Source organism: Pseudomonas sp. 22515, assembly GCF_052044625.1.
GTDB classification, from domain to species: domain Bacteria; phylum Pseudomonadota; class Gammaproteobacteria; order Pseudomonadales; family Pseudomonadaceae; genus Aquipseudomonas; species Aquipseudomonas alloputida.
This window is the reverse complement of sequence record NZ_JBQENN010000022.1, coordinates 72,325-93,679: the sequence shown is the minus strand read 5'-3', so window position 1 is coordinate 93,679 and position 21,355 is coordinate 72,325. Positions and strand designations below refer to the sequence as shown.

The 21,355-nt window shown below is 63.2% G+C and carries 21 protein-coding genes; 9 read left to right on the top strand and 12 right to left on the bottom strand.

Going from position 1 to position 21,355, the window contains the following annotated elements; translation table 11 throughout:
- Nucleotides 1-26 precede the first annotated feature (26 nt).
- Both ACTJJN_RS19930 and ACTJJN_RS19925 read right to left on the bottom strand, forming a co-directional pair.
- Entirely contained in the window at nt 27-1,409 is a 1,383-nt protein-coding gene (locus ACTJJN_RS19930) for an aspartate aminotransferase family protein (protein ID WP_003250846.1), read from the bottom strand.
- 42 nt (nt 1,410-1,451) lie between these two features.
- On the bottom strand, nt 1,452-2,294 hold the full coding sequence (locus ACTJJN_RS19925; RefSeq protein ID WP_221100181.1) for a helix-turn-helix domain-containing protein: 843 nt from the start codon (nt 2,292-2,294) through the stop codon (nt 1,452-1,454).
- Nucleotides 2,295-2,576: 282 nt separating this feature from the next.
- Here ACTJJN_RS19925 and ACTJJN_RS19920 point away from each other — a divergent pair, with 282 nt between their 5' ends.
- From ACTJJN_RS19920 to ACTJJN_RS19910, 3 genes are all read left to right on the top strand, one after another.
- Nucleotides 2,577-3,959: an APC family permease gene (locus tag ACTJJN_RS19920; RefSeq protein WP_440781549.1), complete on the top strand. Its 1,383-nt coding sequence runs from the start codon at nt 2,577-2,579 to the stop codon at nt 3,957-3,959.
- A 154-nt stretch (nt 3,960-4,113) separates the two neighbouring features.
- The gene (locus tag ACTJJN_RS19915; protein ID WP_221100182.1) at nt 4,114-5,694 is read left to right on the top strand and encodes an aldehyde dehydrogenase (NADP(+)); all 1,581 of its coding nucleotides are present in this window, start codon (nt 4,114-4,116) and stop codon (nt 5,692-5,694) included.
- Nucleotides 5,695-5,854: 160 nt separating this feature from the next.
- Nucleotides 5,855-7,228 carry an 8-oxoguanine deaminase gene (locus tag ACTJJN_RS19910; RefSeq protein ID WP_221100183.1) on the top strand — a complete coding sequence of 458 codons (1,374 nt, stop codon included), beginning with the start codon at nt 5,855-5,857 and terminating at the stop codon, nt 7,226-7,228.
- Between the two features lie 189 nt (nt 7,229-7,417).
- On the opposite strand, the gene ACTJJN_RS19905 is transcribed toward ACTJJN_RS19910, so the two are convergent.
- Complete coding sequence (locus tag ACTJJN_RS19905) at nt 7,418-7,909, bottom strand: GNAT family N-acetyltransferase (protein ID WP_012052813.1); 492 nt, start codon at nt 7,907-7,909, stop codon at nt 7,418-7,420.
- 162 nt (nt 7,910-8,071) lie between these two features.
- Here ACTJJN_RS19905 and ACTJJN_RS19900 point away from each other — a divergent pair, with 162 nt between their 5' ends.
- Together ACTJJN_RS19900 and ACTJJN_RS19895 are read left to right on the top strand one after the other, a co-directional pair.
- Nucleotides 8,072-8,662 carry a biliverdin-producing heme oxygenase gene (locus tag ACTJJN_RS19900; protein ID WP_070095728.1) on the top strand — a complete coding sequence of 197 codons (591 nt, stop codon included), beginning with the start codon at nt 8,072-8,074 and terminating at the stop codon, nt 8,660-8,662.
- A 199-nt stretch (nt 8,663-8,861) separates the two neighbouring features.
- Nucleotides 8,862-9,236 carry a hypothetical protein gene (locus ACTJJN_RS19895; RefSeq protein WP_014860835.1) on the top strand — a complete coding sequence of 125 codons (375 nt, stop codon included), beginning with the start codon at nt 8,862-8,864 and terminating at the stop codon, nt 9,234-9,236.
- 29 nt (nt 9,237-9,265) lie between these two features.
- On the opposite strand, the gene ACTJJN_RS19890 is transcribed toward ACTJJN_RS19895, so the two are convergent.
- Entirely contained in the window at nt 9,266-9,421 is a 156-nt protein-coding gene (locus ACTJJN_RS19890; protein WP_003250831.1) for a DUF2986 domain-containing protein, read from the bottom strand.
- 210 nt (nt 9,422-9,631) lie between these two features.
- Here ACTJJN_RS19890 and ACTJJN_RS19885 point away from each other — a divergent pair, with 210 nt between their 5' ends.
- Nucleotides 9,632-11,386 (top strand): phosphoethanolamine transferase CptA, encoded by a 1,755-nt coding sequence (locus ACTJJN_RS19885; protein WP_221100184.1) that lies wholly within the window; start codon nt 9,632-9,634, stop codon nt 11,384-11,386.
- A gap of 10 nt (nt 11,387-11,396) precedes the next feature.
- Here the strand turns inward: ACTJJN_RS19885 and ACTJJN_RS19880 are convergent, their stop codons facing one another.
- The 4 genes from ACTJJN_RS19880 to ACTJJN_RS19865 are packed head-to-tail and all read right to left on the bottom strand — an operon-like array spanning nt 11,397 to nt 14,801.
- The gene (locus tag ACTJJN_RS19880; protein WP_004575415.1) at nt 11,397-11,927 is read right to left on the bottom strand and encodes a PqiC family protein; all 531 of its coding nucleotides are present in this window, start codon (nt 11,925-11,927) and stop codon (nt 11,397-11,399) included.
- An 11-nt stretch (nt 11,928-11,938) separates the two neighbouring features.
- Nucleotides 11,939-13,579 carry a PqiB family protein gene (locus ACTJJN_RS19875; protein WP_440781548.1) on the bottom strand — a complete coding sequence of 547 codons (1,641 nt, stop codon included), beginning with the start codon at nt 13,577-13,579 and terminating at the stop codon, nt 11,939-11,941.
- Complete coding sequence (locus tag ACTJJN_RS19870) at nt 13,579-14,208, bottom strand: paraquat-inducible protein A (RefSeq protein ID WP_012052818.1); 630 nt, start codon at nt 14,206-14,208, stop codon at nt 13,579-13,581. Before ACTJJN_RS19870 ends, ACTJJN_RS19875 begins: the two co-directional genes overlap by 1 nt.
- Complete coding sequence (locus ACTJJN_RS19865; RefSeq protein ID WP_440781547.1) at nt 14,205-14,801, bottom strand: paraquat-inducible protein A; 597 nt, start codon at nt 14,799-14,801, stop codon at nt 14,205-14,207. Before ACTJJN_RS19865 ends, ACTJJN_RS19870 begins: the two co-directional genes overlap by 4 nt.
- A gap of 150 nt (nt 14,802-14,951) precedes the next feature.
- Here ACTJJN_RS19865 and ACTJJN_RS19860 point away from each other — a divergent pair, with 150 nt between their 5' ends.
- Nucleotides 14,952-15,425, top strand: a complete 474-nt coding sequence (locus ACTJJN_RS19860) for a YMGG-like glycine zipper-containing protein (protein ID WP_003250819.1) — start codon at nt 14,952-14,954, stop codon at nt 15,423-15,425.
- A 49-nt stretch (nt 15,426-15,474) separates the two neighbouring features.
- On the opposite strand, the gene ACTJJN_RS19855 is transcribed toward ACTJJN_RS19860, so the two are convergent.
- Nucleotides 15,475-16,380 (bottom strand): LysR family transcriptional regulator, encoded by a 906-nt coding sequence (locus tag ACTJJN_RS19855; protein WP_014753507.1) that lies wholly within the window; start codon nt 16,378-16,380, stop codon nt 15,475-15,477.
- A gap of 277 nt (nt 16,381-16,657) precedes the next feature.
- On the opposite strand from ACTJJN_RS19855, the gene ACTJJN_RS19850 reads away from it, so the two are divergent.
- Both ACTJJN_RS19850 and ACTJJN_RS19845 read left to right on the top strand, forming a co-directional pair.
- The gene (locus ACTJJN_RS19850; RefSeq protein ID WP_003250815.1) at nt 16,658-17,044 is read left to right on the top strand and encodes a VOC family protein; all 387 of its coding nucleotides are present in this window, start codon (nt 16,658-16,660) and stop codon (nt 17,042-17,044) included.
- Between the two features lie 41 nt (nt 17,045-17,085).
- The gene (locus tag ACTJJN_RS19845; protein ID WP_003250813.1) at nt 17,086-17,655 is read left to right on the top strand and encodes a hypothetical protein; all 570 of its coding nucleotides are present in this window, start codon (nt 17,086-17,088) and stop codon (nt 17,653-17,655) included.
- A 226-nt stretch (nt 17,656-17,881) separates the two neighbouring features.
- Here the strand turns inward: ACTJJN_RS19845 and ACTJJN_RS19840 are convergent, their stop codons facing one another.
- The 3 genes from ACTJJN_RS19840 to ACTJJN_RS19830 all read right to left on the bottom strand — a co-directional run bounded on the left by ACTJJN_RS19840 (nt 17,882) and on the right by ACTJJN_RS19830 (nt 21,244).
- Entirely contained in the window at nt 17,882-19,561 is a 1,680-nt protein-coding gene (locus ACTJJN_RS19840) for an MFS transporter (RefSeq protein WP_014753508.1), read from the bottom strand.
- 261 nt (nt 19,562-19,822) lie between these two features.
- On the bottom strand, nt 19,823-20,242 hold the full coding sequence (locus ACTJJN_RS19835) for a VOC family protein (RefSeq protein ID WP_003250810.1): 420 nt from the start codon (nt 20,240-20,242) through the stop codon (nt 19,823-19,825).
- 75 nt (nt 20,243-20,317) lie between these two features.
- The gene (locus ACTJJN_RS19830; protein ID WP_003250808.1) at nt 20,318-21,244 is read right to left on the bottom strand and encodes an alpha/beta fold hydrolase; all 927 of its coding nucleotides are present in this window, start codon (nt 21,242-21,244) and stop codon (nt 20,318-20,320) included.
- Nucleotides 21,245-21,355 lie beyond the last annotated feature (111 nt).

The window sequence follows — 21,355 nt, the reverse complement described above, 5'->3', positions numbered from 1 at the left end:
CGGGGCGCGAAGCGCCCCCAGAAGGCTTAGAGCTTGCCGACCAGCCGCGCCGTGCGGTCTACGGCTATCCGGGTCTTCTCCACCAGCTCATCCAGCTCGCTGTGGTTGGCGATCAAGGCCGGGGCCATGATCATCCGGCCCAGGGTCGAGCGAATGATCACCCCTTCCTCGAAACCAAAGGTGCGGCACTGCCAGGCCAGGTCGTTCTCGTTGGCAAAGCGCTTGCGCGTCGGCTTGTGCTCGGCAAACTGCAGCGCCGCCACCAGCCCGGCCCCTTGCACCTGACCGATCAATGGGTGGTCGGCAAACACTTCCCGCAGAATGCGCTGCAGGTACGGCCCCGTGTCGTCCTTCACCTGGCGCACGATGCCTTCGTCACGCAGCGCCTTCAGGTTGGCGATGGCCACTGCCGCCGCCACCGGGTGGCCGGAATAGGTCAGGCCGTGGGCAAATACCCCGCCGCGCTCCACCAACGCCTCGGCAATGCGCTTGCTCAGCACCAGGCCGCCCATGGGCACATAGCCGCTGGTCAGGCCCTTGGCAATCGACAGGGTGTCGGGCTCGAAGCCGAAGTATTCATGGGCGAACCATTCGCCGGTGCGGCCAAAGCCACCGATCACCTCATCGGCGCACAGCAGCACGTCGTACTGGCGGCAGATACGCTGGATTTCCGGCCAGTAGCTTTCCGGCGGGAAGATCATGCCGCCGGCCCCCTGGAAGGGTTCGGCAATGAAGCCGGCAACGTTCTCGGCACCCAGTTCGAGGATCTTTTCCTCCAGCTGCAGGGCGCAGCGGCGGCCGAACTCGGCCGGGGTCAGTTCACCGCCCTCGGCGTACCAGTAAGGTTCGTCGATGTGTGCCACATCCGGAATCAGCCCGCCCATGTCGTGCATGAACTTCATCCCGCCCAGCGCCGTGGCCGCCAGGGTTGAGCCGTGGTAGCCGTTCCAGCGGCCGATCATGATTTTCTTGCCTGGCTGGCCAACCACCTGCCAATAGCGGCGCACGGTGCGGATCAGTACCTCGTTGGCCTCGGAGCCGGAGTTGGTGTAGATCGCGTGGCTGTAGTGCCCCGGCAGCAGGCTGAACAGCAACTCGGACAGTTCGATCACCGCCGGGTGGGTGGTGTGGAAGAACATGTTGTAGTAGGCCAGCTGATCCATCTGCGTGGCCGCGGCGGCCGTCAGGTCACGACGGCCATAACCGAGCTGGGTGCACCACAGGCCAGACATGCCATCCAGGTAACGCTTGCCCTCGCTGTCCCACAGGTGCAGGCGTTCGCCCCCGACGATCACCCGCGGCCCTTCGGCGTTCAGCGCCTTCTGGTCGAGGAAGGCATGAATGTGGTGGGCGGCATCGGCTGCCTGGTAGTCACGGGTCTGGCGTTGCGGGGCGAAAGGCGCGTTCATTGTTGGTTTTCCTTTGCGGTGGGGTTGCAGGGTAGCTGGCGCTCAGCGCAGCTTGCCCATGTAGCTTTCCAGCGGGTCCTTGCCCAGCACGCCCTGGGCATTGGCCAGTGCGTCGATGAACAGGGAGAACAGTTCGGACTGGGTGCCGATGTCGAGCTTGACGTAGACGTTCTTGCGGTGCGACTTGATGGTGTCTTCCGACACCCCCAGCCGCTCGGCCAGCGACCTGGTCGAGTGACCACGCAGGATCAACTGGGCGATACGGCATTCACGCTCGGTCAGCAGCGAGCTGCCGAAGTTGTTCAGCGCGGCATGGATACGTTGCTCGAGGATGTTCTCGAAGCGGCCTGCGCGGCTGTCCAGCCCGGCAAAATGCTTGCCGAGTACCGCCAGCACCCAAGGCGTGATGAGCCCGAACCGCGTGCGGCTTTGCTCATCCAGCTTGTCGGTGAAGGCCAGCGACACCGCCAGGCTTTGCCCGGGCGCCACCTGCAGGATGTAGTTGAGCTCATCCTCCAGGTGCGAGTGGCGGTAGAACGATTGGTAGTATTCGCTGACCTCGAAGTGATCGGGCGCCACTTCGAACAGGCCGTAGCAGCCGGATTCGACCTGTTCCACACAAGCACCGTAGAACGGGTCAAGCAGGTAGAAACCCGACAGGTAGCGGCTGACATTGCCTTCGGGCTGCCAAGGTGCCTTGTCATCCTGCTCGAACAGCGCACAGGGCATGCCGTCGTGCGGGTACAGGTACACCGTGGTCGCCTGGATCGGCCGTATCACACCCAGTGCAGCAAACAGGCTGGCGGCAAAGCCCGGTCGGCCAATCGCCTCGGTGACCTTGGCCTGGTGCTCGAACCATTGTGCTGAAAGCAATTGATTAGTCACTGTAAGCCTGCCGTTTCTTCTCAGTGGCACCGCCGCCAGTGCGGTGCGTCGTTGAGCAGATACTCCCACGGGCCTGCAGGCACCGGAATCACCCTTTGGGGTGAGCCGGGCAAGGGCAGTGGCCGCTCACCCCAAAGGGTGATTCCGGGTACCTGCAGGGTGTGGGAGCATCAACCCGCCCCAGCGCTGCGAGCTTTCCGCTCGACCTCCTTGCACAGCACCTAACGGTCGCGAGCCTGCTCGCCTGCCGCGGTGTCCTGCATCCCTTTTCAGGAGTTAGCAATGCATACAACAACAAGTACAGCCCATAGCCCCGCCCCGCATGCACCCTCGCAACCCGGCACCAGCACCGGCCGCTTCCGCAAGTCCATGAGCATGACCGCCCTGGTGCTGTTTGGCCTGGCCTACATGGTGCCCCTGGCCGTATTCACCACCTACGGGCTGGTCACCCAGATGACCAAAGGGCACCTGCCCACCGCCTACCTGCTCACGCTCGCCGCCATGCTGCTGACCGCCTACAGTTACGGCCGCATGGTCCAGGCCCACCCCTACTCCGGCTCGGTCTACACCTACACGCGCAAGGCCTTCGGCAGCCATATCGGCTTCATCACCGGTTGGACACTGCTGCTCGACTACATCTTTCTGCCGCTGCTCAGCTACCTGCTGATCGGCATCTACATGTCGGAATACTTCCCGACCATCCATGCCTGGGTGTGGGTGGCGGGCTCCATTGCCCTGGTCACCTTCCTCAACCTGATCGGCATCGAGTCGATCACCCGGGTCAACTGGATCCTGGTGGTGGTGCAATTGGTGTTCATCATCGTCTTCGTCGCCCTGTCCATTCTCAAGCTCAGCGGACAGGCGGAGCCGGTGTCGCTGCTGGCCCCCTTGCACCACGAAGGCTTCAGCGTGCCGTTGATCATGACCGGCGCCGCCGTGCTGTGCCTGTCGTTCCTCGGCTTCGATGCGGTGTCGACCATGGCTGAGGAAACCAGTAACCCGACCTACCGCATTCCCGTGGCGATTCTGGCGGTGTCGTTGATCGGCGGCCTGCTGTTTCTGGTGGTGTCTTATTGCGCACAGATGGTGTTCCCCGATTGGGGCAGCTTCGCCGATCCGGATTCGGCGTCGGTCGACGTGATGCGCCGGGTGGGCGGCGAGCTGCTGGTAACCGCCTTCACCGCGACCTACGTGGCCGGCTGCTTCGCTTCGGCCATGGTGTCCCAAGCCAGCGTGTCGCGCGTACTGTTCGCCATGGGCCGTGACGGCGCATTGCCGCGGGCATTCGGCCAGCTGGTGACGAAAAAGCGCGTGCCGGCCACTGCCATCCTGGTGGTCAGCCTGCTGTCGCTGATCGCCCTGGTGATCACCCTGGATACCGTGGCGAACATGATCAGCTTTGGCGCACTGTTCGCCTTTTCGGCGGTGAACCTGGCGGTGGTCAAGCACTACCTGGTGGACCAGAAACTGCGCGGTTGCCGCAACTGCCTGCTGTACGGCGCCATTCCCAGCCTGGGCTTTCTCAGCACGCTGTGGCTATGGAGCAGCCTGACCAGCCTGTCGTTCACCATCGGCCTGTGCTGGATGGGCCTGGGCCTGTTGGTGCTACTGGGGCTGACCCGGGCGTTGCGCGTGAAGCTGCCAGAGTTGCAGATGGCCGAGTGAGCCCTGACGCCTTGCGTGACCGCTCCTGCCGGGCATCGCGAGAACCCGGGTGATAACTGTTCGTTATCACCCGATCCGGATTAATCATTATTCAGCCCCCCGTTCGCCCCCCTACAGTCCTGACCAACGATTGTCATTGCCAACGGGAAACGAAATGTCCATCGAACACCGCCTGAACCACATCGCCGGCCAGCTCAGTGGCCACGGTGACGTGCTGCTGCACAGCCTCGACGCCCACACCGGTGAAGCACTGCCCTACGCCTTCTACCAGGCGACCGGCAACGAAGTCGAGGCCGCCGCCCAGGCCGCCGAGGCGGCCTACCCGAGCTACCGCAGCACCCGCCCGGACCAGCGCGCTGCTTTTCTCGACGCGATCGCCAGCGAACTGGACGCGTTAGGTGATGACTTCATCCAGGACGTGATGCGCGAAACCGCACTGCCTGAAGCACGCATCCGCGGCGAACGCAGCCGCACCAGCAACCAGCTGCGCCTGTTTGCCGAGGTGGTACGGCGTGGCGACTTTTACGCTGCACGCATCGACCGCGCCCTGCCCCAGCGCACCCCACTGCCGCGCCCGGACCTGCGCCAGTACCGCATCGGCGTGGGCCCGGTGGCCGTGTTCGGCGCCAGCAACTTCCCTCTGGCCTTCTCCACCGCTGGCGGTGACACCGCTTCGGCGCTGGCCGCCGGCTGCCCGGTGGTGTTCAAGGCACACAGCGGGCACATGCTCACTGCGGCCCATGTGGCCGCGGCCATCGACCGTGCAGTGACCGGCAGCGGCATGCCGGCAGGCGTTTTCAACATGATCTACGGTGCCGGTGTGGGCGAAGCGCTGGTCAAGCACCCAGCCATCCAGGCGGTCGGCTTTACCGGCTCGCTGCGCGGTGGCCGCGCCCTGTGCGACATGGCCGCAGCGCGCCCGCAGCCGATCCCTGTATTCGCCGAAATGAGCAGTATCAACCCGGTGATCGTGCTGCCGCAGGCTCTGCAGGCTCGCGGTGAGCAGGTGGCGACCGAGCTGGCCGCCTCGGTGGTGCTGGGCTGTGGGCAGTTCTGCACCAACCCGGGCCTGGTGGTGGGTATCCGGTCGCCACACTTCGAGCATTTCCTGCAAACGCTGGTGGCACGCATGGCCGACCAGAGCCCGCAGACCATGCTCAACGCGGGCACCCTGCGCAGCTACCAGAACGCTGTGCAGCACTTGCTGGCGCACCCGGGTATCCAGCATCTGGCCGGTCAACCGCAAACGGGTAACCAGGCTCAGCCGCAGTTGTTCAAGGCCGACGTGAGCCTGCTGCTCAATGGCGACCCGCTGTTGCAGGAAGAAGTGTTCGGCCCTTGCACCGTGGTGGTTGAAGTGGCCGATGCCCAGCAACTGGCCGAAGCATTGCGTCACCTGCAAGGTCAGCTGACCGCCACCCTGATTGCCGAACCTGACGACCTGCACGCCTTTGCCTCACTGGTGCCGCTGCTGGAACGCAAGGCCGGGCGCTTGCTGCTCAATGGCTACCCGACCGGCGTGGAGGTTTCCGATGCCATGGTGCATGGCGGCCCCTACCCGGCCACCTCCGACGCCCGCGGCACTTCGGTCGGCACCTTGGCCATCGACCGCTTCCTGCGCCCGGTGTGCTTCCAGAACTACCCGGACGCACTGCTGCCGGATGCGTTGAAAAACGCTAACCCGCTGGGGATTGCCCGGTTGCTGGAGGGTGTGAGCAGCCGCGAGGCGGTGTGATCTTTCATGGCTGCAACCCGTGCCGGCCTCTTCGCGGCTCAAGCCGCCAAGAGGCCGGCACGGGTACTTCGAGCTGTATACAATCAGTAAAAAGCTTGCTTACAATACCGAGCGCCTATGACATCGGTAATCGCCGATGCGTATTGCGCAGGCTTGCACCATGTCATCTACAAACCCTGCAAAAACGCTCCTCGTCAAAAACGCCGCACTGCTGGTCACCATGGACGGCGAACGCCGCGAAATCAAGAACGGCGGCCTGTTCATCGAAGACAACCTGATCAAGCAAGTCGGCCCCAGCGAAACCCTCCCGCAGCACGCCGACGTGGTTCTGGACATGGCCGGCAAGGTGGTCATCCCAGGCCTGGTCAACACCCACCACCACATGTACCAGAGCCTCACCCGCGTGGTACCGGCAGCTCAGGACGGCGAGCTGTTCAACTGGTTGACCAACCTGTACCCGATCTGGGCGCGCCTGACCCCCGAGATGATCGCGGTGTCGACCCAGACCGCCATGGCCGAGCTGATCCTGTCCGGCTGCACCACCTCCAGCGACCACCTGTATATCTACCCCAACGGCTGCAAGCTCGACGACAGCATCCACGCGGCGGCCGAGATCGGCATGCGCTTCCATGCCGCGCGCGGCAGCATGAGCGTGGGCCAGAGCCAAGGCGGCCTGCCACCTGACGCGGTGGTGGAAAAGGAAGCCGACATCCTCAAGGAATCGCAACGCCTGATCGAGGACTACCACGATGCCAGCCACGGCTCGATGCGCCGCATCGTGGTCGCGCCATGCTCGCCGTTCTCGGTCAGCCGCGACCTGATGCGCGAAGCTGCCGTGCTGGCGCGCCAGTATGGGGTGTCGCTGCACACCCACCTGGCCGAGAACGTCAACGACATCGCCTACAGCCGCGAGAAGTTCGGCATGACCCCTGCCGAGTACGCCGAAGACCTTGGCTGGGTCGGCCATGATGTATGGCATGCACACTGCGTGCAGCTCGACCAGCACGGCATTGAGCTGTTCGCCCGCACCGGCACCGGCGTCGCCCACTGCCCATGCTCGAACATGCGGCTGGCCTCGGGCATCGCCCCGGTACGCAAGATGCGCGACCACGGCGTACCGGTGGGCCTGGGGGTCGATGGCTCTGCCTCCAACGACGGCGCCAGCATGATCGGTGAAGTGCGCCAGGCCCTGCTGCTGCAACGGGTGGGCTTCGGCCCTGACGCGATGACCGCACGCGAAGCACTGGAGATTGCCACCCTGGGTGGCGCGAAAGTGCTCAACCGCAATGATATCGGCGCCCTGGCCCCGGGCATGGTCGCCGATTTCGTCGCCTTCGACCTGGGCCATGTGGCGTATGCCGGCGGCCACCATGACCCATTGGCGGCACTGGTGTTCTGCACCCCGACCCAGGTGCATACCAGCGTGATCAACGGCCGCGTCGTGGTGAAAGACGGCCAGCTGGCCACCGTCGACCTGCCGCGCGTACTGGAACGCCACAACCAGCTGGCCCATCAGCTGGTCAGTGGCACTTGAGGCCAGGCATCAGTTCGGCATCGCCGGGTTGAATGAAGGTCATGCGCAGCCCTTTGGGCTGCGCTGTCACATAGAGAACAAAGGCAGCAAGCCACCAACGTCAATCAAAGCGTTACCTGTTTTCCCATGAGGAAAGCCGGGTGCGTGGCTAGAAGCTGCGGGTAGCGCACACTACGATTTCACGTTCACTCAAAGGCCCATGACCATCTCATGCCAGGCCATGCCGCCGTGGTCCGACGGCGACGGTTTCACGTATCGGTAGCCCAGCTTCTGGTACAGGGCCACATGCTGCTCCTTGCACATCAGGTGAATGGTCTGCTTGCCCGCCGCATGCATGCGCCCGATGAATTCGTTCATCAACAGTTTGGCGTAGCCTTTGCCCTGGTGGGCCGGGTCTACAACCACCGACATGATCACCACGTTCGCTGCCGCCGGGTCATGGCCGACCAGCTCTTTGAAGGCCTCGTCGGACATCACGACCTCGTGGGCGCAGCCACTGTTGATGAAACCCACGATCTCGCCGTCACTTTCCAGCACCAGGAAGCCTTGTGGGTACTGCGTGATACGCGTGCGGATTTTCTCCAGCGTGGCCGCCTCATCCCCTTCATAGGCGCCAATTTCGATGGCGTAGCAACGCTCGGCATCGGCGGGAACGGGGGTGCGGAACTGAAGGGCGCTCATGGCAAGTATCCTTGGCAATGGTAAAGGCAGCCGCCATGATAAATGAGCCTCGACCTTGCGCTCCATCATTGCGAACTCGGTCAGGTCGGGCGTGTGACGCTTGATGCTTGCCAAGGATGGCAAGCATCATGGGGACCTTGCTCTATTGCCACGGATACGCCGATGACCGCTGTAACTTCCCCCTTCACCGAACCAAGCCGCTGCAAACGCCTGAAAGCGGCCAGCAGCAGGGATCATGACAGCGTCGATCAACTGGTAATGGCAGCGCGGCCCTTCGAGAACCGCGAGCGTTATGGTCGTTTCCTGCAGGTGCAGCACCGCTTTCATGGCAGCCTGCTGGCGTTGTATCAGGATGAACAGCTCAACCAGCAACTGCCGGGGCTGGCGGCGCTGTCACGTTTTGCGGCAGTCGAGGCCGACCTGCGCGACCTGGGCCTGTCGCTGCCAACGTCCACCCAACCGGTCTGTGTCAGCTCGGCCCAGGCCTTGGGATGGCTGTATTGCAGTGAAGGCTCGAACCTGGGGGCGGCGTTTCTCTACAAGCACACGCAACGTCTTGGGCTGGAGGGTGACAAGGGCGCCCGCCACCTGGCCCCCCACCCGGATGGCCGAGCGCTGCATTGGCGCGCATTTGTTGCCAGGCTGGACAGCCTGGTGCTGGGGGAGCAGGAAGAAGCAGAGGTGGTGAAAGGGGCGATTGCTGCGTTCGACAGTTACCGGCGGCATTTGCGTGAGGTGTTTGCAGGCCTATGACTGTCCAGTGGGGCACTCACGGCGGCTACTGCACAGCGCCAACCACCCCGGCAAAGTTCTTCAAGTTGTTGCTGTAGCGAACTTTTTCTTGATTCCCTGTCTATGTGTGAGGCACAGAAAGGTAGCGGAACGCGAGACAAGGTTCGCCCCACACCTGCTGGCCAGATGGCTCATTCGTTATCAGAGGTTGGCTACGCTCATGAAAATACATGTCGCAAGGTTGGTGCTGCTCGGCCTGTTCTCGCTCGCGGCGGTGGGCACGGCATCGGCAACGCAAATGAAAGCCGCCGAACCGGTTTCACCGGCTGTCCAGTCACCGTTAAAGCCAGCCGGCAACCCTTGGTCGAGCGTGGCCAGCGTGGCCGTTGAACAGCCAGCCACCCTCCTGGCGCATGATGACGATCGCTGGCACGACCACCGAAGCGACTGGCGCCGCGAACAGTGGCGGCGTGAACAAGCCCGCCGGGACTGGGAGCGGCGGCGCGACTGGGAACGGCGCCGTGATTGGGAGCGCCGCCATGAGCGCGCCATGCGCCAGCGTCATCATGACGCGCATCATTACTACCGCCGTTGAAGCCCAAGCGATCGGTTTTAGGGGCAGTGTCAGTCGGCCAGCTGCGGAGCCTCCCCCGCCGCCTCTGCCTCCATCTTCAAGCGGTCCGCCTTGCAGATGTACTTGGGCTTGCGTGGCGCCAGTTTGGCACTGGCCTTTTTGGCATGCGCCTGCAATAGCTGCTTGATCTTCTTACGACGGTTCATACTCTACGGGGCCTTTCAGGACGTTTCGCTGCCGCCATCATACCCCGGCAGCCTGGGAAAGCGCAGTGAACAGCCCAGCTTATGCCTGCTACGGCCACGCAGGTCACAGGATTCAACGCGTTGACGTATTTTTCACAGTCCGCAGATTAGCGTCACGCCCTTTCCGGTCACGCGCACAACCGCTGGCCGCCAAGGTACGACGAGGCATACGTGTCAAACACTACATCCCCCGCCGCGCACAAGCGCGTGGACTGGGCCGGGCTCGGCTGGCTCTTGCTGTTCTTCTGGTATTTCTCCGGTGTAACCCAGGCGCTGCTGCTGTTCAGCGGGACGACCGGCTTCGCCGGTTTTCGCGATGCGTTATTCCTCAGCAGCCTATGGCTGGCGCCCGTCCTGTTGCTGCCGCGCTTCACCCGCGCCACCGCGGCAATCATTGGTCTGGTGCTGTGGGCTGCATCGCTGGTGGGCCTGAGCTACTTCGGCATCTATCGCCAGGAATTTTCACAAAGCGTCATCTTTGTGATGTTCGAGTCCAACACCGCCGAGGCTGGTGAGTACTTCAGCCAATACTTCAGCGTGGGGCTGGGCCTGGCACTGGTGCTGTACACGCTGGTCGCGGTAATGCTGTGGCGACGCGTGCGCCCGGTCAGCCTGCCGCTGCGCAGCCGACTGCCGGTGGTCGTGCTATTGCTGGTGGCCAATCTGGTCATGCCGTTCTACAAGCAGATGGTCACCCAGGAGCGCAACTTCGCCGATGCGCTCGAAAAAGTGCAGCAGCGAATGGAGCCGGCCGTCCCTTGGCAGTTGCTGGTCGGCTACCGACAGTACCGCCAGCAACTGGACAACATGCAGAAACTGCTGGCCCAGAATGCCGCACTGCCACCGCTGCAAAACCTGCGAGACAGCAGTGGTACAGCGCCACGCACCCTGGTATTGGTGCTCGGCGAGTCGACCACCCGCGAGCACATGCACCTGTATGGCTATAACCGCGATACCACGCCCAACCTCGACGCGCTGGCCGCCAGCGACAAGGGCCTGACCGTGTTCCGCGACGTGGTATCGCCGCGCCCGTACACCATCGAAGTGATGCAGCAGATTCTCACGTTCGGCGACGAGCAGAACCCGGACCGCTTCCTCAGCGACCCGTCGCTGATCAACCTGCTGAAACAGGCAGGCTACAAGACCTTCTGGATCACCAACCAGCAGACCTTGACCAAGCGCAACACCATGCTCACCACCTTCTCGCAGCAAACAGACGCGCCGGTGTACCTGAACAACCAGCGCAACCAGAATGCCAGCCAGTACGATGACGTGGTGCTGGCACCGTTCGAGAAAGCCCTGCAAGACCCTGCGCCCAACAAGTTCATCATCGTGCACCTGCTGGGCACGCACATGGACTACCGCTACCGCTACCCGGACGACTATGCGCACTTCAACGACAAGCAAGGTGTGCCAGCCAAGCTGACGGCGGACCAGGTAGAAACCTACAACTTCTATGACAACGCGGTGCGCTACAACGACTATGTGGTGTCGACCCTGATCAAGCGTTATGCGGCAGGCAACCCCAACGGGTTCCTGATGTACCTGTCCGATCATGGTGAAGACGTGTACAGCTCCGGTGACCACGACCGCCTGGGGCGCAATGAAGGCGCACCGACCCGGCCGATGTACACCATCCCGTTCCTGCTGTGGACCTCGCCTAGCTGGCAGGCCGAACACCCGCGTGACTTGCAGGCAATGGCCAACCGCCCCTACAGCAGTTCGCATCTGATCCATACCCTGTCAGACCTGGCCGGATTGAGCTACGACCGCTATGAACCGGCCAAGAGCCTGGTGAGCCCACAGTTCGTGGTAGCACCACGCTGGATCGGCGACCCGTACCGCAAGGATGGCTTGCGCGAGTTCGATCAGCTGCCGCAGGACAAGGCCGACGGGGCACAGGAAACAGCCAGCACCCGGCAGTAATAAGGCCGGTTCATGCCCGGCAGCTACCCTGCAGGGCACTCCCCCGCACCGCCTCGGCCAACTTGCGCAGGTTGGCCTGGTGTGCATTCACCAGGCTGGTGATGCTGTTGTCCGCGGCAGTCTGCACAGACGTACGGCAGGTCAGCTCGGCCTGCCCTTGCTGCTTCAGGCGCCACACCGCCTCCAGCGAGGCATAGCGCCCTGGTACCGTGTCGAAGCGCTGCACATCCACCCGCAGCGACGCCTTGCCACCGCCTGCCGGGCCGCCCAACAGGTCCTGCAGGGCGCTGCGGAATTCATCCACCAGGTTGGCGCCCCACCACTCCGTCTCCAGGATGGCCAGGCCGCTCTGCCCTTGCCGCACCACCAACTGTGGGCGGTCGACCTGGGGCGGCACAGCCACCCTGACCACCTGGATGCGCTGGCCGCTGTCACGTACCGGTTCGCTCGGTACCAACGTGTGGTAGTTGTTCGGCGTACTGCTGCAGCCCCCGAGCCACACCAGCAGGCTGGCCACACATACATTGCGCAGTCGTTGCATCGGCTGTCTCCTCAGGGTTCAAGGTCTGCGGGCCCGGCCGCTTTCGGCCGGCCACGAATCAGCGACTCGGGGTGGCGGCCCAGGTAGTCGGCAAGGTCACGTAGCGACCGCGACATGCGCTCCAGCTCGTCCAGTGTTTCGCCCATTCGCTCGCGCTGCGGCGAATCTTCGGAAATGGCCGAGTTGGTCGTGCGCAGGGTCTTGTGCACCTCGTCCAGCGCCACCTTCACCTCCGGCAGCGTCTGGCCATTGAACTGCCTGAGGCTGACGCGCAGCTCACGCAAGCTACCGTCCAGGTTACCGGCGATGCTTTCCAGCGGCAGCTTGGCAATGCGCTCCATCACCCGCTGCAGCTGTTCCTGCAACTGCTCAAGGCTGCCGGGCAGCGTCGGGATCATGATGGGGTTGGCAGCCATGTCGAAGGTCACCTTCGGGGCATCCGGGTAGAAGTCCAGCGAAATGAACATCTGCCCGGTGATCAAGTTGCCGCTACGCGCCTGGGCCCGCAGCCCATGTTCGACAAACGTGCCAATCAGTTTCCGCGCCCCTTCCATATCACCCTCGGTGTGCTTGAACACCGCCAGCATCTTGCGGTGCACCGGCCCTAGCCGCTGCGGGTAAATCACCGCATCGACCACTACCGGGAAGCTCTGCCGCGTAGCATCGTAATCGAGCTGGATCGAGGTGACCCGGCCAAACTCCACCCCCTTGAATTCCACTGGCGCGCCCACCGACAGGCCACGCATGGCCTGGTCGAAGCGCAACTGCAGGTACTGCGCCTGGCCATGCGGAGGCGACAGCGCCATGTCGCGGTCCGCGAATAGCTGGAAGCGGGCCTGGTCGGCAGCAGGCTCGGCTTGCGCGGCGAAATCGGGCGAGCCGAAGGCCAACCCGCCCACCAGAATCGACGACAGCGATTCGGTATCGACCTTCAGGCCATTGGCACCGATCTGCATGTCGATGCCACTGGCATTCCAGAAGCGCGTGTCAGCAGTGACGAACGTGTCGTAGGGCGCCTGCACGAACACGCCAATCTCTACCCCCTTGCCATCGCCCTGGAGGGCAAAGGACACCACTTCGCCCACCGGGATCTTGCGGTAGTAGATCGAAGAGCCGATATCCAGCGAGCCAAGGTCGCTGGCGACAAGAACAAAGCGCTTGCCCTTTTCGTCATAGGTGATCGGCGGTGGCAGCTCCAGGCCGACAAAGGACTTTTCCGGCACCTTCGACTCGCCGGAATCGGCCCCGATGAAACTGCCCGAAAGCAGCGTGTCCACCCCGGAAACCCCGCCCACGCCGATGCGCGGTCGCACCACCCAGAAGCGCGCCCCCTGGGTAGCAAACGAACGGGCATCGTTGGAGAGCTGAACCTTGGCCACCACGCTCTTCTTGTCGTCGGCCAAGTCCACCGTAGTCACTTCGCCAATCACCACGCTGCGGTATTTTACCTGGGTCTTGTGCGCCACCAATCCCTCGCCACTGTGGAAAGAAATGGTAATCACCGGCCCTTGCTGCATCCAGTTGCGCACCACCAGCGAAGCGCCGATCAGGATCGCCAGGATCGGCACGATCCATACCAGCGACACACTCCAACGTCGGGTGCGCACTTCAACCTGCCCAGGGCCCTCGCGCTTGTCAGTCTGTTGCCCCATCAATGCGGCCTCCCCTCGTTGGCATGGCTATCCCAGATCAAGCGTGGATCAAAGCTCATCGCAGAGAACATGGTCAGCACAACCACCATGCCAAAAAACAGAATGCCCACACGCGGCTCGATGGTGCCCAGCCCGCGCAGTTGCACCAGCGCAGCCACCAACGCCACTACCATCACATCGAGCATGGACCAATAGCCGATCAGCTCGACGAAGCGGTACAACTGCGAACGCTGCCGGCAGGCCCAGGAAGAACCACGCTGGGCAGTGAACAGCAGCAGGCCAAGGGAAAAGAACTTGATGGCGGGCACACCCACGCTGGCAATGAAAATGATCAGCGCGATGTCCCAGGCCCCGGCTTCCCAGAACTCCAGCACGCCACCGCCAATGGTGCTTTCTGTACCACTGCCGAGCATTTCGGTGTGCATCACCGGCAGCAGGTTGGCGGGGATGTAGAAAATCAGGGCGGCCAGCAGAAACGCCCAGCCACGGCTGATGGCATTGGCCTTGCGCCGGTGAATGACGGCGCCGCAACGGTTGCAGGTGTGCGCGCCACTGCGCGTGTCGCATGCCTGGCCACAGCCATGGCACAGACACAAGCCAAGGTCGTGCGCCATGGCTGGGACAGTCATACCTGTTCCCACAAATCGCGGATGTCCTTGCCGGCAATGTGGATGATCAACATGCTCAGTGCGGCCAGGGCCAGCAGGCCGATACCGGGGATCACATCGAGCAGCCCCGCCAGCTTGATCACCGCCACCATCGCCCCCAGCAGACACACCTCCAGCATGCTCCAGGGCCGCAGGCTTTCCAGGCCACGCATGCACAGGGCAAAGCCGGGGGCACGCTGACCGGCAAGGGCAAAACTCAACACCCAGCACAACAGGGCAATTTGCAGCAGCGGCGCAAAAATGATCGACAGCGCCATGACCAGGGCGATGAAGGTGATACTGCCGTGACTGAGGATCTGCACGGCGTCCCACAAGGTGGCCGAGTGGGTCAACCCCTGCATGCCGATGGTCATCACCGGGTAATAGTTGGCGAACACCAGCAGGACACCGCCAGTCACACTCAATGCCAGCCGCTGCTCGATGGTCAGTGCCCTGTGCCGGTACAGCACGCCGCCACAGCGCTGGCAAAGGGCACGTTGATGTTTGAGCAGCGGTGCACGGTGGTACACCGTGTCGCAATACTCGCAGATGATCAGATCTTGCGTCTGGCTCATGGTTTGCCCGCAGGTAGCCTTGGATCAGGCCAAGAGGCTAATCGGAACGGCGTCTGATATCCGGTGTAGACCATCTGGGCAAAACTTCCATCACGACCTCAAAGGCGAACTATCCTGTGAGGCGGGCTTTCCGCCCGGTGGAGGTGTGCCATGCGTACGTTCACGTGGAGTTACCTGTTGATGCTGCTGTGCGCAGCATCGGCCGCCCAGGCGCAGTCGGTGGTGCCGCTCAAGGGCCAGAGCAGCCAGCAGATGCAACTGGATATCAACGATTGCAATACCGTCGCCACCAATGCCGCAAACGGCACGGCGACGTCCAGCGACCCCCATGTCGGTGGCCGGGTTCGCGGTGCAGCTGCGGGTGCCGCCGCCGGTGCTGTAGGCGCGCAGGTGCGCGGCAACCAGCATGACGCGTTGTATGACCGGGTGGGTGACGATGCCAAACAGCAATACCGGCAGAACCGTGCTGGCGAAGTGGCCGCCGCCGGAGCCGCGGTCGGTGGCATGCGCCAGCGTCAGGACCGGCGCCAGGACCGGCGCGGCCAGGACGAAGCCAAAACCCAGGCCCATGCCAGTGCCTACAGCGGTTGCCTGCAGGGGCGCGGCTATCAGGTCAGCCCCTGAGCAATGCCACGCCATGCGCCTCCTGCCGGGGTAGCATGGCGTGCTCAGTTCAGAACTTCGCCAGCTCTTCCCGGCAAAACTCCACGAACAACTGCGCCGGCTTGGTCAGCTGGACTCGCTTCAACCACGCCGCAGCCAGCCCCGACAGCGCCACCGGCTCGGCAATGTCGAGCATTGCCAGGCGCTGGCCGTCATAGGTGTATTCCGAGTGCGGACGGGTTACCAGCAACGAAAAACCGAAACCCTGACCGACCATGCCGCGCACCATCTCGATCGACGGCGAACTGAAGACAATGTTCGGTGCCAGGCCCATCTCGTTGAACAAGCTGACGAAGTAGGTGCGGCTAGGGGCCACGTCCAGCAGGATCATCGGCTCGGGGCACAGGTCGCGCAGCGAGACCTGGGCCTGGCTGGCAAAGCGGTGGTTCTCGGGTAGCAGCACATAGGGCTTCTGCGGCGGCATCAGCGGCTCGGCCTCGATGGTGCCATCCAGGTCGTGGTCATAGAGAAATGCCAGGTCGAATGTTCCGGCGGTCAGGCCCTGGATCAGGTCCTGCTGTTCACCGTCGCGCAGGCGAATGTCCACCCCCGGGTAGCGCTGACGAAAACCGGCGATCAGGCGCGGCAGGTAGAGTGGCGCCACGGTTTCGAAACAGCCAATGTCGATTTGCCCGGCGACGGTATCGTTGTCGGCCAGGGCATTCTGTTCGAACTCATGGGCCATCTGCAGCAGCGACTTGGTCTTGGCGTAGAAGCGTTTGCCGCTGGGTGTCAATGACACGCCCTGGGCGTGGTGGCGGATGAACAGCTGCACACCGAAACTTTCCTCCAGGCTCTTGATGGCCGTGGAGATGGACGGCTGGGCGATGTACAGCTGGCGTGACGCTTCGGCCACACTGCCCGCTTCCACGGTGGTGACGAAGTACTTCAGTTGTCGCAAGGTATAGGCAGCCACAGGGTACCTCTCTGACGCGGGTCTGGGCAGGCTGGGATCATGCCTCACACTTTACCCTTGGCTGCCGCTCTGCGGGGGCTGAGCGCTGAAGGATTTACCTATGCCTTGAACAGGTTTTTTGTAGGGTCTGCCAGTACCTCGTCTCACAGGCCTGCGTAAACCGGCGCCGCACCACGCTTGCACCTGTAACGGGCCCCCGTGGCACTGCAACCACTGGTCAAAAACGCCCGAACGTCTTTACTGATAGTCATCGGCCCCAGGTAAACGGTGTGTGCTTATGAAGATCGTGGTCACCAGCATCCTCGTCGACGACCAGGCCAAGGCCCTGGCTTTCTACCACTACGTACTCGGTTTCGAGCCCAGGCACGACATCCCCATGGGCCGGCACCGCTGGTTGACCCTGACTTCGCCCAACGACCCCAATGGCGTCGAACTGCTGCTGGAACCCGACGCGCACCCGGCGGCAAAGGTGTACAAGGCCGCGCTCAAGCAGGATGGCATCCCCGCCACCTCGTTCGGCGTGCGCGATATCCAGGCCGAATATACCCGGCTCTGTGCAGCCGGTGTGCAGTTCATCCGGCCACCCACCCCAATGGGGCCGGTTACCGTGGCGGTGTTCGATGACACGTGCGGCAACTTGATCCAGATTGCCCAGAAGCACTAGCCGGTTGCCCTTATCCCAATGCGCACCCACAAGGAAAAAAGATGCGCCACGAATTCAGCGAAGTGCTCAACGACCTGGTCGACTATTTTCTGCTCGGCGATATCCAGTTGCTCGAACGCTTCAAGCAAGACCATCAACTGCCCGACGACCTGGCCGGTGCGTTCACCCACGGTGACAGCGGTGACCAGGCGGTGCGCGAAGGCATCGTGCTGCCGCTGGCCGGTGTCGACAACCTGCCCTACCGCATCCTGTTCACCCTCGATAACCACACCCCGGCCCTGCGCGAGGCCGGCAGCCGCCTGAAGCACCGGCGCAATGGCTATGTACTGCGGGTCGAGCACGGTGCGCTGATGCTGTACACCTGGCGCATCCTGCAGCACTTCACGCCCAAGACCCTGGGTGACCTGATGGCGCGTTACCAGGTGCCAGGGCGGCCGATCATCGAACTGGACAATGGCTGGTACGACGTGGAGGTGCTGGCGGGGGCACTGGTGCGCGACGGGTTGTACGAGCCGGCATTCGAGTTCGTGCTGAAGAAGCGCTGGAGCCGGGGTGAGGCGACAGCTGTGGATACCGGGTATGCATTCGGGCTTCGTGGCTACTTCGACTGATTGATCGCCTGTGCCGGCCTCTTCGCGGGCAAGCCCGCTCCTACACAGCATTCGAGGCCTGTGTCGGCCTCTTCGCGGGTGAACCCGCTCCTACACAGCGTTCGAGGCCTGTGCCGGCCTCTTCGCGGGTGAACCCGCTCCTACACAGCGTTCGAGGCCTGTGCTGATCATTTCGCGGGTGAACCCGCTCCTGCAGCGAAGGGGCCAGCACAGGCAAACTCGACCTTCAGGTGTGAGTGATATCCCGATCCTTGGTCTCCGGCAGGAAGAAGATCCCCAACACCGCCGTCATCACGGCAATCACGATCGGGTACCACAAGCCGTAATAGATATCCCCGGTCGCTGCCACCATGGCAAACGCCACGGTCGGCAGGAAGCCGCCGAACCAGCCATTCCCGATGTGGTAAGGCAGCGACATCGAGGTGTAGCGGATGCGCGCCGGGAACAGCTCCACCAGCCAAGCGGCAATCGGCCCGTAGACCATGGTCACGTAGATCACCAGAATGGTCAGCAGCAACAGCACCATCGGGTAGTGAATCTTCGCCGGGTCGGCCTTTTCCGGGTAGCCCGCCTCTTTCAATGCACCACTCAGGGTTGCGGTAAACGCTTCGCTTTGCACCTTGAAGTCGGCCGCCGCCAGGCTGCTGCCATCAAAGCTCGGCAATACCCGTTCGCCAATGCGGATCTGTGCCACGCTGCCGGGCTCCGCCGCTTCATTGGTATACGGGATGGCGCGCTTGGCCAGCAGGCTCTTGGCAATGTCGCAGGAGCTGGTGAATTTGGCCTTGCCCACCGGGTCGAACTGGAATGCACATTGGCCCGGGTCGGCCACTACCACCACCGGGTTCTGCTCCTGGGCAACGAATACATCCGGGTTGCCGTACTCGGTCAGCGCCTTGAAGATCGGGAAGTAGGTCAGTGCAGCGATGATGCAGCCGGCCATGATGATCTTCTTGCGGCCAATCCGGTCGGACAGGCTGCCAAAGAAAATGAAGAATGGTGTGCCGATCAACAGTGAACCGGCAATCAGCAGGTTGGCGGTCTGCGGCTCGATCTTGAGCGTCTGCAACAGGAAGAACAACGCGTAGAACTGCCCGGTGTACCACACCACGGCCTGGCCGGCGGTGCCGCCGAGCAGCGACATGATCACCACCTTGAGGTTGTCCCAGCGGGCGAACGATTCGGTCAGGGGCGCCTTGGATGCCTTGCCCTCGGCCTTCATCTTCATGAACACTGGCGACTCGTTCAGCTGCAGGCGGATGTACACCGAAATCGCCAGCAGCAGAATCGACAGCAGGAACGGTATCCGCCAGCCCCAGGCCTCGAACGCTTCCGTCCCCATGGCCGTGCGACAGGCCATGATCACCAGCAGCGACAGGAACAGCCCCAGGGTGGCAGTCGTCTGGATCCAGGCAGTGAAAAAGCCGCGTCGGCCCTTGGGCGCATGCTCGGCCACGTAGGTGGCCGCGCCGCCGTACTCACCGCCCAGCGCCAGCCCCTGCAGCAAGCGCAGGGAGATCAGGATGATCGGCGCGGCCACGCCGATCGTGGCGTAGCCCGGTAGCAGGCCCACCACTGCGGTGGACAGGCCCATGATGACAATGGTGATGAGAAAGGTGTACTTGCGCCCGATCATGTCGCCCAGGCGACCGAACACGATGGCGCCGAACGGTCGGACGGCAAAGCCGGCGGCAAAGGCCAGCAAGGCGAAGATGAACGAAGTGGTTTCATTGACCCCGGCAAAGAAGTGCTTGGCGATGATTGCCGCCAGGGAGCCGTACAGGTAGAAGTCGTACCATTCGAACACCGTGCCCAGGGACGAGGCGAAGATGACCTTGCGCTCCTCCCTGGTGATGCCGCGTTGGGGCGCGCTGCTGCCCGTGGATGCGCTGTCGAGAACCGCCATGGGTTGCCTCCGTCATGTTGTCATGCAGGCCGGAGCACCTCACAACTACTTCACCGTCGCACCCAGGCCCTTGAGCTTGCTTTGTTTGCGCGAAGCACGACGAGGCGGGCCGCCTCGGATCGCAGCAAGGTTCATGAAGCATAATCGGGATTGGCTGGATATCCACCCGCCGGGCCCTGCACGAGAGGGCGGCCTGGACGACACGCCGCACCGGGGTGCTGGGCGATAGCGGGTTGGCTGACGATTTTGGTGGGTGTGGTTTCACCCGCCAGGCACTACCGGCCCCTTCAACTCGACCTGATTACCATCCGGGTCGTAGCAGTACAGCGAAAGCCCCTCGCCTTCGGCACCATACCGCTTCTCGGCAGGCTCCACCTTTACCCCGGCGGCTTCCAGATAGGCCGTCAACGCGGCCTCGTCGAACGGCTCGATGCGCAGGCAGAAATGGTGCAGGTTGCGCCCTTCCACGCCCGGGGCAGCTCCGCCTGGCTGCCCCAGCGGGCCATCCAGGGTCACCAGGTCGATCATCGCCGTGCCCGTGGCCAGGTGCACCATGCCCAAGTCTTCGCGCACGCGGCTGACGGTGCAGCCGAGCAGCTCAGTGTAAAAGGCAACACTGCGCGGCAGGTCGCTGACCCGCAACACAAGGTGGTCGATGTGCTTGATGGTGAAAGGCCGCATGCCGGGCTCCCTGTGGCGTGTTTGCGAATACGTTCGCCACCATAGCGCAGGTTCACGCGGCGTGACCAGAATCAGCTACTCGTTCACCAAGCGTTGCAGAACGCCCCCTTCATGGCGCGTCAGGATACGCAGCAACTGGTCGACCAGCGCCCGGTCCGGCGCATCAAGGTGGAAGTGGTGCCCGCCTGGGTGCCAGGAGACTTTCGCCTGGCTGGGCAAGGCGGCCTGACGCCGGGTAAAGGCCTCGCCGGTGAAGGCCCCCTGGCGGCCGAACAGCAGGTACAACGGGCAGCGGATCTGACTGAGCAGGTCGCAGGCTTCGCGCTCGGTCAGGGGCATGGGTTCGGGCAATACCAGCCGCGGGTCGTGGCGCCAGCAATAGCCATCGTCCAGCTGCAGCAGGTCGCGCAGCGCCAGCAGCCGAGCGGCACCTTCCGACAGTTCGGTGTCCAGCCGCTCGCGGCGTTGTGCCAGGGCGGTGTCCAGGTCGTCGAAGCGACCAACATCCGGCTCGGCAAAACCCGGCAACTGGCTACGCTGTACCATGCGCTTGAGCCGGTAAGCCCGCGCCAGGTGCTGCACGCGGTCATCCTCGGCCACCGTGAACGGTGCCCCCATGCCGTCGAGGAAGGTCATGCTGGCAATGCCACTGGTCATGGCCGCCAGCAGCGACGCTATACCGGTGCCCATCCCATGGGCCAGCACATGAAATTGCGCCAGGCCCAGGCTGTCGGTCACCGCCAACATGTCTTCGGCATGCTCCCACAGGTAATAGCCGCTGTCGTGGCGACGATGCCCAGAACGGCCATGGCCGATCAGGTCGGGGGCCACCACGAAGCAGCCGTCCAGCATCGGTGCCAGGCGCTCGAACGAGGCAGCGTTATCCAGCCAGCCATGCAAGGCCAATATGGGAATACCGTCTTCTGCCCCCCAGGTGCGAACCGCTATTTCAACGCCATCGAGGTCTAGCAGGTGGTCTTTCGGACTGCACAGCGAACGCATTGCGATTCTCCTTGGCTGAAGCCTGCACCATGGCCTGCCTCACCCTCTCGCAGATGCTCCCTCGCTGCCAGCCCCCCACCGACCCGCGCATACGCAGGACCGACTGCTGCC

Coding starts and splice junctions, on each gene's coding strand:
- ACTJJN_RS19910 (WP_221100183.1), top strand. CDS start 5,855: ATGTCATCTACAAACCCTGCAAAAACGCTCCTCGTCAAAAACGCCGCA.
- ACTJJN_RS19930 (WP_003250846.1), bottom strand. CDS start 1,409: ATGAACGCGCCTTTCGCCCCGCAACGCCAGACCCGTGACTACCAGGCA.
- ACTJJN_RS19875 (WP_440781548.1), bottom strand. CDS start 13,579: ATGGGGCAACAGACTGACAAGCGCGAGGGCCCTGGGCAGGTTGAAGTG.
- ACTJJN_RS19830 (WP_003250808.1), bottom strand. CDS start 21,244: ATGCGTTCGCTGTGCAGTCCGAAAGACCACCTGCTAGACCTCGATGGC.
- ACTJJN_RS19870 (WP_012052818.1), bottom strand. CDS start 14,208: ATGACTGTCCCAGCCATGGCGCACGACCTTGGCTTGTGTCTGTGCCAT.
- ACTJJN_RS19880 (WP_004575415.1), bottom strand. CDS start 11,927: ATGCAACGACTGCGCAATGTATGTGTGGCCAGCCTGCTGGTGTGGCTC.
- ACTJJN_RS19890 (WP_003250831.1), bottom strand. CDS start 9,421: ATGAACCGTCGTAAGAAGATCAAGCAGCTATTGCAGGCGCATGCCAAA.
- ACTJJN_RS19840 (WP_014753508.1), bottom strand. CDS start 19,561: ATGGCGGTTCTCGACAGCGCATCCACGGGCAGCAGCGCGCCCCAACGC.
- ACTJJN_RS19835 (WP_003250810.1), bottom strand. CDS start 20,242: ATGCGGCCTTTCACCATCAAGCACATCGACCACCTTGTGTTGCGGGTC.
- ACTJJN_RS19860 (WP_003250819.1), top strand. CDS start 14,952: ATGCGTACGTTCACGTGGAGTTACCTGTTGATGCTGCTGTGCGCAGCA.
- ACTJJN_RS19905 (WP_012052813.1), bottom strand. CDS start 7,909: ATGAGCGCCCTTCAGTTCCGCACCCCCGTTCCCGCCGATGCCGAGCGT.
- ACTJJN_RS19845 (WP_003250813.1), top strand. CDS start 17,086: ATGCGCCACGAATTCAGCGAAGTGCTCAACGACCTGGTCGACTATTTT.
- ACTJJN_RS19900 (WP_070095728.1), top strand. CDS start 8,072: ATGACCGCTGTAACTTCCCCCTTCACCGAACCAAGCCGCTGCAAACGC.
- ACTJJN_RS19915 (WP_221100182.1), top strand. CDS start 4,114: ATGTCCATCGAACACCGCCTGAACCACATCGCCGGCCAGCTCAGTGGC.
- ACTJJN_RS19920 (WP_440781549.1), top strand. CDS start 2,577: ATGCATACAACAACAAGTACAGCCCATAGCCCCGCCCCGCATGCACCC.
- ACTJJN_RS19865 (WP_440781547.1), bottom strand. CDS start 14,801: ATGAGCCAGACGCAAGATCTGATCATCTGCGAGTATTGCGACACGGTG.
- ACTJJN_RS19895 (WP_014860835.1), top strand. CDS start 8,862: ATGAAAATACATGTCGCAAGGTTGGTGCTGCTCGGCCTGTTCTCGCTC.
- ACTJJN_RS19850 (WP_003250815.1), top strand. CDS start 16,658: ATGAAGATCGTGGTCACCAGCATCCTCGTCGACGACCAGGCCAAGGCC.